Here is a 12,004-nt window from a genome sequence, read left to right on the forward strand (position 1 = left end):
CGGCGACGGTGCGACGGCGGCGGCGAGCTCCGGCGACGTGGCGCTCGGCTCGGGCTCGGCGACCACGACGGCGGTCGGCACGGCGAGCGGGGTGGTCAACGGTACGACCTACGCCTTCCAGGGCACCAACCCGCTCTCGACCGTCAGCATCGGCGCTCCTGGCGCCGAGCGTACGCTGACCAACCTGGCGGCGGGGCGCGTCAGCGCGCTGTCGACCGACGCGATCAACGGCTCGCAGCTCTTCGCCACCAACCAGGCGGTCGACGCCATCGGTGCTGCCATCACCAACATCAATATCGGCGGCATCAAGTATTTCCATGCCAACTCGACGGCGGCGGATTCCTTGGCATCGGGTACGGACTCCGTCGCGATCGGGCCCGTCGCGACCGCGACCGGGACGAACGCCATCGCGGCCGGCACCAATTCGAGCGCCACCGACGCCAATGCCTCGGCTTTCGGCAGCGGCGCCGTCGCATCGGCCCTCGACGCAACGGCGATGGGCTACATATCCAAGGCGTCGGGCCAATACAGCACTGCCGTCGGCGCCAACGCCAATGCGACAGCCACGTCCAGCACGGCGATCGGCCAGAATGCGTTTGCCACCGGCTTTCAGGCGGCGGCTCTTGGCGCGGGTGCGAATGCCGGCGCCCAGAATGCGCTCGCGCTGGGCGCCCTCTCCAGTGCCGGCAATGCAGGCGACGTCGCGCTCGGCTCGGGCTCGGTCACGGCCGTGGCGGTCGGCACGCCCAGCACCGTGATCAACGGCACGACCTATGCGTTCCAGGGCACCAACCCAACCTCGACGGTCAGCGTCGGCGCGGTCGGCGCTGAGCGCACCATCACCAACGTCGCGGCAGGGCGGATCAGCGGGTCCTCGACGGATGCGATCAACGGTTCGCAGCTGTTCGCCACCAACCAAGCCGTCGACGCCATCGGCACCACGCTCAGCACCATCGGCGGTTCCCTAACCAATCTCGGCAACACGATCGCCAACATCGCCGGCGATACCTCGACTGCTTATACCGACGCCAATGGCATCGGTATCCGCTATGCCCGCACCAACGAGGCGGGCCTGGCGCAGACCGATTCCTTCGCGCAAGGCGTCGGCTCCACCGCGGTCGGCTACCAGGCGACCGCGACGGGCGCCAGCGCGCTGGCGCTCGGCCGCGACAGCAATGTCAGCATCGACGGCGGCGTGGCTCTCGGTTCCGGTTCTGTTTCGGATCGCGCGGTAGCGCCCGCATCGGGATCGATCCTCGCCGGCACCGGCCTCGTTCCCTACAACACCACCGACCTGACACTGCTCGGCGCCGTCTCGGTGGGCACCTCCACCTCCTATCGCCAGATAACCAATGTGGCCGACGGCACGGAGGACCAGGACGCGGTCTCGCTTCGCCAGTTGAAGGGCGCGCTGAGCTCTTTCGCGGTGACAGGGACCAAGTATTTCCACGCTAATTCGACGGCATCGGACTCGCTTGCGGTCGGCACCGATTCGGTTGCGGTTGGCCCGCGCACGACCGTCAACGGCGACAACGGCATTGGCATCGGCAACGGCGCCATCGTGCAGCAGACGGCGCCGGGAGGCATCGCGATCGGCCAGAACGCGACGGTCAATCAGGCCGACAGCATTGCTTTCGGCACGAACTCGACCGCCAACGGCGCCCAGGCAATGGCGCTTGGCGCCGGCGCCACGGCCAACGAGCCGGGCAGCGTCGCTCTCGGCGCGGGCTCGACGACGGCGGCGGCGGTCGCCACCACCGGCACCACGATCAACGGCGTCAACTACACGTTTGCCGGAACCGCTCCGACGAGCACGGTGAGCGTCGGCAGCGCCGGCAACGAGCGCACCATCACCAATGTGGCGGCGGGCCGGATCAGTTCCACCTCCACCGACGCGATCAACGGCAGCCAGCTCTATGCGACCAACCAGGCAGTCGAGGCAGTGCAGGGGAGTGTCGGCGATCTCGCTGAATTCTCCGTCCAGTACGACAAGGACGTGGACGGCAACAAATCCAACTCGCTAACGCTTGCTGGCGGCGATCCGAACGCTCCGGTGGTCATCCACAATGTGGGGGCGGGCGTCGCGAACAATGACGCGGTCAACGTCAAGCAACTCAACGACGGGCTGTCGCTCACGCTGGCAGATTCGAAGACCTATACCGATCAGGTAGCAGGCACGACGCTCCAGCAAGCCAACAACTACACCGACCAGAAACTCGGCCAGCTTAATTCGGACATCAGCGGCATCCGGGACGAAGCACGGCAAGCGGCGGCCATCGGCCTTGCCGCAGCCTCGCTGCGCTACGACGACCGTCCCGGAAAGTTGAGCGTGGCGGCCGGCGGCGGCTTCTGGCGGGACGAGAGTGCGTTCGCCTTCGGCGCGGGCTACACCAGCGAAGACGGCCGTATCCGCGGTAATGTCTCGGGCACGGCGGCGGGCGGAGATGTCGGGGTCGGCGCCGGCCTCAGCTTCACCTTGAACTGAGGCGGGGATGAACAGACTGACCAGACATGCCGGCCTCGGGCTTGCCGCACTGACTTGTCTGGTGCTGTCGGGTAGCCTCGTGCAGGCTGCCGGGCAGGCAGGCTCGACATACAGGATCAAGCCCTCGGACGTGGCGGTCCCACCCGAGGTGAAACTGGGGGACTACCAGCGGACCATCCGTCCCTTCGAAAATTGGACGCTGATCTGCGACGAGAACCTCAAGGCCCGCAAGAAGGTCTGCAATGTCTCGCAGGTGATCGAGGACACATCCGGCAAGATGGCCTTCAGCTGGTCGCTTGCGGCCACGCAGGACGGCAAGCCGTACATGATCCTGCGCACCGCGCCGAACGCCAGGAGCGACGGCCTTGTGTCGCTGAAATTCGACGGACAGGCGAAGCCGATCGACGTTCACTTGAACGGCTGCAACGACGTGGTCTGTGTCGGCATGTTGCCGGTCGGGCCCGTGATGCGCCAGCAGATATCGCAGAGCGCGACGCCGGCGATCTCCTATTCGACCGTCGATGGCCAGACGATCACCGTGACCGCAACACTCAAGGGGCTGACGCAAGCCCTTTCGCCAATCAAATGACCGGGGAAGCATCATGAGCCAGCAGGACCAGTTCATGTCCGCAAAACGCAGCCCGACCGTCGAGCCGGATCGGCAGAGGCTCGCTGAGCCGCCGCGGCGGCGGTGGCCGCGCGTCCTCGCACTTTCGCTGATGGGGCTGACGATGGCTGGCCTGGGCTTCGCCGCCGCGAACTACGTCGCGATGACCAGCCTGATCGGCGGCGCGACGGCCGCACAGGCGCAGGCAGCCGCGCCAGCACTTCCGGACACGCCTTTCCTCGAGCACGTCAAGCAAGCCGGTGTGCAGGCCTGTTCTACGATCTACCCGGTGCTCGGGCAGATATTGACGACCGGCGCCAAATACAGCGTCAAATCGCTGTGGAACGACCAGGCCGCCGACAAACATGCCGTTCAGGCCTTTGTCGGCATGGACTATGCGACCGAGCGCTATAGCGGACCGGCCGCCGGCGTCGTTTTCGCATCGCCCACCGCTTCGGGTTGCGAGGGAGCGATGGTACGGGTGGCGCCGTTCGCCAGTCCGTGTTCCGAGATTCCCTCCGTTCTTCCGCAGGGCAGCAAGATCACCGACCATCTTGGCAAGGTCGAGGTGTACGAGCTTGGCGGGAACGCGGGTGAAGCCCTTCTCCTGCCGACAGGCAACAGCTGTGTGGTGATCTCCGTCGCTTCGGCGTCGAAGTGAGGACGCGAAGCTGATGGCGACGGCTCCTGCAGAGGATTGCTGACTATGAGATACGGACCTTTGGCTGCTGTTCTTGGCTTTGCCTTGCTCTGGGCCGGGCAAGTCATCTCGGCCGATCTGCCGGAAGCGCCGCCCGAACCGCCGGCGCCACCACCGCAGGAGGAAAAAGGCATCTGGGCGGCGATCGCCTACTCCAGCACCGACGTCAAATACGGCTTCTTCTGGGGCGCCGACAAGCGGCAGGAGGCGTCGGATATCGCGCTCAAGCATTGCAAGAACGCGGGCGGAGATAATTGCACCGTCGTAACGGTGTTCCGCAATCATCGCCATTGGAACGACGACGACGATACCGGCTTTCCCTACAAGCATTGCGGTGCCCTGGCCTTGGCCGAGAAGGCGAACGAACGGCAGTTCACGCCCTGGGGCGTGGATTCCGCCGAAACGCGTCGTGAAGCGGAAGACCTCGCTTTGCAGGCCTGCGAGGCGGCGGGAAGCAAATGCAAGATCCGCGAGTGGGTTTGTACATGAAGCGTGGCCTCAAGGCCGTCTCCGCGTGTGGGGCAATCGTATTCTCATTGATGTCGCCGGCCTTGGCCCAGCAACAGGTGGCGGCGGTCCTCGACGGACCGTCGTCGCTGCGCGAAGTCTATCAGGACTGGAGCGTGGCCTGTTCCGTCCGCGAGAAGGCAAGGGTGTGCTCACTTTCGCAGGACCAGGTCCAGCAGAACGGCCAGAGGCTTCTTGCGGTGGAAATCGCGGGACGCGCGGACGGTTCGACGACGGCTACCCTGCTTCTACCCTTCGGCATACTGCTCGACTCAGGCGTGACGCTCCAGATCGACGATCGGCCGCCATTGTCCCAGCAGCGCTTCAGGACCTGCCTGCCAACGGGTTGCCTCGCGGTCTTTGCCATCGAACGGTCGGTGCTTGGAAAACTGCGGGAAGGCTCGGTGCTGAAGCTCAATGTCACGACAGATGCCGAGACCCCGCTGACATTCCCGGTGTCGCTGCACGGGCTGACCGCGGCGCTCGACCGCATGACCGCGTTAAGCGCGCGTTGAGGGGGAACGGGGGTCAGCCTGTACCTCGTGGCGCTGTCCGAAATAGCGATCCAGCCCCGCTTCGGCCGTTAGTAGCCGGTATGATTCTGGCTGCATCGGCCGCTTTCCCACACGTGGCGGCGTCCGGGTACAACTGCAGCGGGTCGATTTCTATGTGCCATTTTTGTTACATCCCGCCGCTCTTCTGATCTGAATCGCCCTTTTAGTGGCGGCTAAACCAATAATCGCTCACAAATTTCATGAAACTGTGAATAATCCCCCGACAGGTAGGCCTTGGCTTGGCCATAGCGCTCAAGTAATAGGGGCGCTGGGGAAACCGTAGGGTGGGTTCATATGAATACGACAAGCATGTCGACCATAGGCAAGCGCCTTGGTCTTTTGATGGCGGCCACCATGCTGACCTGCGGGGGCGCTCATGCGCTCACGCTCAAGGAGGCGATGGCCGTTGCGGTTGAATCCAATCCCGAGATTGGACAGGCAATCGAAAACCGCGAAGCCATCGAATTCGAGCTGCGGCAGGCCAAGGGGCTTTATCTTCCCAGCGTCGACGTCGAGGCATCGGCTGGCGTTCGCCGGCTCGACAATCCGTCCCGGCGATCGCTTTCCATAGAAGACGACGCGCTCTACCCGGCTGAAACGGATCTTACGGTTTCGCAGACGCTTTATGACAGCGGCGCAAGGCGGGCCGAGTTGAACCGCCAGGCTTCGCGAGTCGATGGCGCTTCGTTCCGGGTGCTGGAGCGCTCCGAATTCATCGGGCTGTCCGTTGTCCAGGATTACCTGGAGTACATGCTGCAGGCTTCGATCGTTGCCGAAGCGAAGAAGAATCTCGGCTTCCATCAGGCAATTCTCGGCGACATCCGGCAAGGTATTTCGGGCGGCGCGCTGAACGAGGCCGACCGGCAACAGGCCGAGGAACGGCTGTTCGCCGCCAAGGCGCGCATGCAGGAGGCGACCGAGGAACTGGAAGCGGCCAAGATCCGCTTCTTCAAGACCGTCGGAAAGCCACTGACCAGCCCTTCAAGGCCGGGCGATGTCTCGGCCGCGCTGCCACGCTCGCTTGACGAGGCAATAGGGTTGGCGCGGGAAAGCAATCCGCGCGTGCACATGGCCAACAGCGACATCGATGCCGCGGCCTCCCTCGTGGATGCTGCACGGGCAAAATTTGGCCCCTCCATCATTGCTGAAGGTCGCGCCCGGGCGGGAGCAGACATTGACGGCGACGATGGCGACACCAGCGACCTGCAGGCGCGCGTGGTCCTGCGCTGGAACCTCTACCGCGGTGGTATCGACAAGGCCAACGAGCAGGAGCAGATCCGCCGCACCAGCGAACAGCGTCTGGCGCTGCATCAGGTCCAGCGCGAAATCGAGGAAGCCGTTCGCACCTCATGGGATCGCCGTTTCCGGCAAGCCGATCTGGCAAAGACCCTGAGGCAACAAGCCGCCTCCAGTGAGAAGCTGGTCGCTTCCTATCGCGAGCAGTTCAAAGTCGGACAGCGTTCGCTGCTCGACGTGCTCGATGCACAGAATACGCGGTTCAACACCGCAACGCTGGCTGATACCTCGTCCTATGCATCGCTCTTTGCCGAGTACCGGCTGCTGGCCGCGACCGGACAGTTGCTGAAAACGATGAACCTCAAGCCGGCGAAACAAGCGACGGCCTATGCGCGAACCGAGTTTGCGGCACCGGAAACCGCAGACACCGAGACCTATGCGCGGACGCCGTCGGAGCAGAAGAACGACCTGCCTTTCGACATTCTCGCCCCGGTGAGGAAGAAGTAAGACGGCGCAAAGTCCAGCGAGAGTTCCGACGGGCAGATCGTGAACCAGCAACCCCATATCCTGTCTCCCAAGGAGGCGTTCAAGGCCTGCTTCTCAGCCGTTGCCGGATATCTCGGCCGGCCGAGCGCGGAGACGGTGCTGTTCGCCGGCGTACCGCTGTCGGACACCCGAATTGAAGTCGACGACATCAGGCACCTTGCCGAGCGCATCGGCATGGAAGTCACCGAGTTCAGCCACCGCGACTTTCTCAGGGGCCGCATCGACCTGCCCGCCATCGTCTTTCGCGTCAGCCAGTTGCCCATCGCCCTGCTCGCGCAAACCGAAGACGGCGCGTATATCACCGCGCCCCAGGAGGACGGTCGCACCGCAATCGGCAGATCGGAACTCGCCGCCAGCTACATCAGCGGTGGAGCGTCCTTCTCGATCACCTATGCCAACGCGGCCGAGGGGATGACGGTCGGCTCGGCAGCCAAGATCGAGCGAAGACATTGGCTTACCGGAACGATGGGCGCTTTCTGGCGCACCTATTCGAAGGTCGTCCTGGCGGCGGTGTTCATCAATATGCTGGCCATAGCCTCGCCCATCTTCACGATGAACGTCTACGACAGGATCCTGCCGAACAAGGCGATATCGACACTGTGGGTTCTGGCAATCGGCATTGGCGCCGTCATCCTGTTCGACCTGCTTTTGAAGACGGCCAGAGCTTCCCTTATCGACTATGCCGGGCGCAAAGCCGATCTTCGGATATCGTATCTTCTGTTCGAGAAAGTGCTGAACTCGTCGCTGTCGGCGCGTCCCGGTTCGACCGGTGAATACGCAAACAGGGTCACGCAATATGAGTTCGTCAGGGAGTTCTTCACCTCGAACACCATCAGCGTGTTCATCGACACGGCATTCGTCTTCGTCTTTCTGCTCGTCATCTATGCGATAGGCGGCTGGCTGGTGATCATTCCGGCGCTGGCCTTCGTGATGTCGGTTGTCGTCGGCCTGATCACGCAGCGTCGCATCGGCAAGCGCGTCGCCGCCTCGATGAACGAAGCTTCGCAACGCCAGTCGCTGCTGGTCGAATCCATCTCCACGCTGGAGACGATCAAGTCGCTGCGCGCCGAGGCGTATCTGCTGCGCAAATGGGGGGAGCACTCCAAGAACGCCGCCAACACCTCCGAGAAGATCAAGCAGCTTTCGGCGGCCGCGGGCAACATCACCCAGTCCATACAGCAGCTGGTGACCGTCGCCCTGGTCGTGGCCGGTGCCTACGCCTTCTCGGAAGGACATGTTTCGACGGGAGCGATCATAGGAACGGTGATGCTGGCGAGCCGGGCCGTGGCTCCGCTCGGCCAGATCGCCATCACGCTGTCGCGGTTCCGCCAGGCCATGCTCTCGTTGAGGATGGTGAACTCGATCATGGCTCAGCCGGAAGACCGGCCGGACACTGTGGGTTTCGTCAATCGCCCCATTCGCAGCGGGGCGATGGTGTTCAGAAACGTCGGGTTCGTTTATCCCGGCACGGAAAACGAGGTGTTGAGCGGCCTGAATTTCTCGGTGAAGCCGGGTGAGCGGGTCGGTATCATCGGCCGCATAGGATCGGGCAAGACGACGATGGGTCGTCTTATCGGCCGGCTTTTCCTGCCGACTTCCGGCGAGCTGCTGCTGGATGGGATCGACATTCGCCAGTATCACCCGTCCGAGGTTCGCGCCGCGGTCGGCATCGTTGCGCAGGCTGGCGACCTGTTCTCGGGCACCATCAAGGAAAACCTCCTGATGGCATGCCCCGAGGCTACCGACGAGCAGATCATCGAAGCGGCGAAGGCCGCCGGCGTCGACGATTTCGTCTCACGCCACCCGCGCGGCTACGACATGAATGTCGGCGAGCGCGGCACCAATCTTTCCGGCGGCCAGAGGCAGACGGTGGCGATCGCACGACTGCTTTTGACCAAACCGAAAGTCGTCTTTCTGGATGAACCATCGGGCTCGATGGATCTCGCATCGGAACGCCAGTTGATAAAGCAGCTGAAAGTCGCCTTTGACCGCGACACGACGCTGATCGTCTCCACACACCGGTTCAGCATGCTTGAACTGGCCGACCGCCTGATCGTCATCGAGCGGGGCAAGATCGTTGCCGACGGTCCGAAGGACCAAGTCATACAGGCGTTGCAGAAAACAAGCGCCTGATAGAACAAATAGTAATGCATCCAATGCGTTGGGGCGTGGGAAATGCTTGCCAGGGAAGATCGACCGCCGCTTTTCGCGTCGGCGTCCATATTCATCATAGGAGCGCTCTTCGTCGCTTTTGTCGCCTGGGCATCCTTTGCCGAAGTCGATGAGATCGCACGCGGCGACGGCAAGGTCATACCCGCTTCCAAGACCCAGGTCATTCAGGCGAGTGAAGCCGGTGTCGTTCAGGAGATCGCCGTGACGATCGGCCAGATCGTCAAGAAGAACGATCTCATCATCCGCCTGGACAACACGCTCAACACGTCCAGCCTCGGCGAGCAGCAGGCCAAAGCGCGCGCGCTGGAAGTGCGCATAGCAAGGTTGAAATACGAACAGGCCGGCAATCTGTCGGGCGCATTTCCGTGCCCGCAAGACATTCAGTCGATCGCTCCGCAAATCTGCGACAATGAACAAAAGCTGCTCATCGCCCGACGCGAGAATTTCGACAACAAGCTATCGGTGCTCAAGTCGCGCCTCGACCAGCGCGAAAAGGAATTGGCCGAGGCGATCGCCAATTCCGACCGTCTGACCAAGAACCTGGCCGTCAGCGACCAGGAGGCAACGCTGGTCGACGCGATGGTCAAGAAAGGCTTGATGGCAAGGACCGAGCAGCTCCGGGTGGAACGCGAGCAGACCGAACTCAACGGTCAGCTGAACCTGGCGGGCGAGACGATCAAGAAGGGCAAGGCGGCGATCACGGAAGCACAGCTTCAGGTCGAGGAACTCGGCCTGCAACTGCAGCAGGAGGCGTTGGACGACCTCACCCAGGCGCTGGCGGACCTTTCGGTGGTGGATGAAACCATAAGAGGGGCGACCGACAAGGTGGCCCGCACCGATATCCGGTCTCCGGTGGACGGCATCGTCAACACGCTGGAACTGAACACGGTCGGCGCCTTCGTCCAGCCTGGCGCCGTGGTGGCCGGCATCGTGCCGACCTCCGAGACCTTGCTGGTGGAGGCACGGGTTTCGCCACGGGACGTCGCGTTCATCCGCCCCGACCAGGAAGCGCTTATCAAGGTCACCGCCTATGATTTCTCGATCTTCGGCGGCATCGAGGGCAAGGTTTCGAACATCACGGCAGACAGCCTGGTCGATCAGAAGACAGGGGAACCCTACTATCAGGTGCGCGTGTCGACGGACAAATCGACACTTCTGAGAGACGGCAAAGCCTATTCGATCATCCCCGGCATGATCTGTTCAGTCGACATCAAGACCGGGCGCAAGACGATCCTGCACTACCTCCTGAAGCCGATCAACAAGGCGCGTGAGGAGGCGATGAGTGAGCGGTAGCGCCAGCCTTCATCAACCCGATCGCGAGCGACTGCTGCCTTCGGTCACGGCCGAGGATTTTGGGCTGGAATTTCGGGTCGTGGCGCGCGGCGGCATACGACGCGGCATCCGTCTGGAGCGGGCATTCTGGATGGCGCTGAAGCACATGGCCGAAGTCCGCAAATGCACGATCGGCATGCTCATCGACGAGATCGCCGAAAGCCAGGCGCAGACAGGCAACCTGACATCCGCGATCCGGGTGGCCTGCATGCGTGGGTTGGGGGACGAGAACCTGACGTTGCGAAGGCTTGCGTCGATCAACACCATCAATGCCATACTGGTCGCTTGCCCGTCACCGGCCTTTGCGCTGGCATCGTCGAAGAAGATCCTGACGTTCAACGCGCCGTTCCAGCAACTGGTCAAGCGTCAACTGCCGATCGCCCCAAGCGATGATGCGCGCAACGACCTCAAGCTGGCGCTGGACCTCAATGTGGCTGATATCTTCGCGCGGCTCGATGCCAATGGCGAAACGCCGGTGGCCACCGGCTTTGTCATCGGCGCCGGCGAGCGTCGATACCGTGGGCAGTTGAATGCGGTGCGCGCGCCGGTGGTCGAGCCGGAGTTGCTGATGGCGTTCGTCTTCGCCGGCTAGACCGGTCCGCTCACCGGACCTGCATCGCCCACCCCAGAGTAGACCTACGGCTGAAAACCTTCGCCCGGCGCGACCGTCGCGAAGCCGCCCTTGATGTCGGCCATCTGGGCTTCGCCCGGTCTAGAGCCGTGGATCCAGGCCCGGTCCGTGCTGAACGAATAGAGCGGAACGTAGTCCGGCAGATCGCTGTCGCGCCTAACGGTGTTGCTGAGGCTGTCGAGAATGAAGGTGCCGCTACCCGTGCTCACCGACAGCACGGCGTGAAAGAAGCCCCTCTTGCGGTCCTGGAGAACGACCAGCGCCATGCTTTGCGTCGGGATGCCGGCCCTCATCAGAGCCGTCATCTTGAGGATGGCGAAATCCTCGCAGTCGCCGGCAAGCCGTTCCAGGATCTCCGACGGCTTCGCCCAGTAGTCGAGCTTGCCGTAGACGACGCTGTCTTTCTTATAGGCGATCAGGTGATTGACGCTGCTGTTGACGAAGGACAGTTTCTCGCTGAACCCCTTGCCTTGGGCGACGGAGACCATGTCGACGAAAGCCGCGCTCTTGCGCTCGCAGTCGCTGCCAGCCGAACAGGCGATGATTGCCCGGTAGACGGGCGCCCAGCGGGCCGAGACGGGAAAATTGCGCATCGACAAGGCGACCGACCCGAATACGCCCGGAATGATCGACGCGGTCTGCACAGGGTCTATCCCGGCTTGCGCCATTGATGGGCTGTCGCCATGATCGGCAACGGCCGGACCATAGCTGCCCAACATCATGCCGATGCGGTAAGGGGCAGCAGGCAGCCAGGGCTGGGGCCTCGCCAGCGACACGCCGCCGAGGCAGGGCGGCGTCTGGACCCTTTCCAGAGGCGCGCCCTGTGCGGCTGCATCGCTGGAAATAGCGTTCGCGAATGATGGCCCTGCCAGGCCGACAAGCCCGATTGCCAGCAGGAGCACCTTGAGCCCGGTTTTTCCCAGAGCTGAGTTTTCTTTTTTCATGACGCCCACCTTTGACTGTGGACGCTACCAATCTTGTCTCAAATTATTGGAAAGGAAGGTAGGTAACTTTCCCCCAAATCACTTCGACTATTTTGCGTAAAATTTTATACAAATTTATACTTCCATTTACCAAAGAATCGCGGCTCACCTCCATCCTTTCGGCTCCCACGCGGGCCAATGTATATCAGGTTATATTGTTGTAGTTTACCACGTGTAAAAAATGCCGAACCATGCATATCTGAGTATATGAAATAGATTGCAGGACGGTTGCAAAGCAGAGGTCGCCACTG

At 62.6% G+C, this 12,004-nt stretch carries 10 protein-coding genes; 9 read left to right on the top strand and 1 reads right to left on the bottom strand.

Features of this window, described 5'->3' with window-relative positions; translation table 11 throughout:
* The 9 genes from X744_RS150970 to X744_RS150930 form a co-directional block, all read left to right on the top strand.
* On the top strand, positions 1-2,485 hold a 2,485-nt coding region (locus X744_RS150970), incomplete at its 5' end, for a YadA-like family protein (RefSeq protein WP_023760602.1).
* Between the two features lie 7 nt (positions 2,486-2,492).
* Positions 2,493-3,074: an invasion associated locus B family protein gene (locus X744_RS150965; RefSeq protein WP_023760603.1), complete on the top strand. Its 582-nt coding sequence runs from the start codon at positions 2,493-2,495 to the stop codon at positions 3,072-3,074.
* Between the two features lie 13 nt (positions 3,075-3,087).
* Positions 3,088-3,753, top strand: coding sequence for a hypothetical protein (locus X744_RS150960; protein ID WP_023760604.1), 666 nt, complete (start codon positions 3,088-3,090; stop codon positions 3,751-3,753).
* Between the two features lie 45 nt (positions 3,754-3,798).
* Positions 3,799-4,281, top strand: a complete 483-nt coding sequence (locus X744_RS150955) for a DUF4189 domain-containing protein (RefSeq protein ID WP_023760605.1) — start codon at positions 3,799-3,801, stop codon at positions 4,279-4,281.
* A complete protein-coding gene (locus tag X744_RS150950; RefSeq protein WP_198032255.1) occupies positions 4,251-4,814 on the top strand; it encodes an invasion associated locus B family protein in 564 nt (187 codons plus the stop codon). The genes X744_RS150955 and X744_RS150950 overlap by 31 nt, the downstream gene beginning before the upstream one ends.
* A gap of 333 nt (positions 4,815-5,147) precedes the next feature.
* Positions 5,148-6,596 carry a TolC family protein gene (locus tag X744_RS150945; RefSeq protein WP_023760607.1) on the top strand — a complete coding sequence of 483 codons (1,449 nt, stop codon included), beginning with the start codon at positions 5,148-5,150 and terminating at the stop codon, positions 6,594-6,596.
* A gap of 39 nt (positions 6,597-6,635) precedes the next feature.
* Positions 6,636-8,768: a type I secretion system permease/ATPase gene (locus X744_RS150940; protein WP_023760608.1), complete on the top strand. Its 2,133-nt coding sequence runs from the start codon at positions 6,636-6,638 to the stop codon at positions 8,766-8,768.
* A gap of 42 nt (positions 8,769-8,810) precedes the next feature.
* Positions 8,811-10,100 carry an HlyD family type I secretion periplasmic adaptor subunit gene (locus X744_RS150935; RefSeq protein WP_023760609.1) on the top strand — a complete coding sequence of 430 codons (1,290 nt, stop codon included), beginning with the start codon at positions 8,811-8,813 and terminating at the stop codon, positions 10,098-10,100.
* Positions 10,090-10,731, top strand: a complete 642-nt coding sequence (locus X744_RS150930; protein WP_023760610.1) for a ribbon-helix-helix domain-containing protein — start codon at positions 10,090-10,092, stop codon at positions 10,729-10,731. The genes X744_RS150935 and X744_RS150930 overlap by 11 nt, the downstream gene beginning before the upstream one ends.
* Positions 10,732-10,775: 44 nt before the next feature.
* On the opposite strand, the gene X744_RS150925 is transcribed toward X744_RS150930, so the two are convergent.
* Positions 10,776-11,714, bottom strand: coding sequence for a transglutaminase-like cysteine peptidase (locus X744_RS150925; RefSeq protein WP_023760611.1), 939 nt, complete (start codon positions 11,712-11,714; stop codon positions 10,776-10,778).
* Positions 11,715-12,004 lie beyond the last annotated feature (290 nt).

Origin of the sequence: Mesorhizobium sp. LNHC252B00 (assembly GCF_000502955.1) — a bacterium.
Classification (GTDB): domain Bacteria; phylum Pseudomonadota; class Alphaproteobacteria; order Rhizobiales; family Rhizobiaceae; genus Mesorhizobium.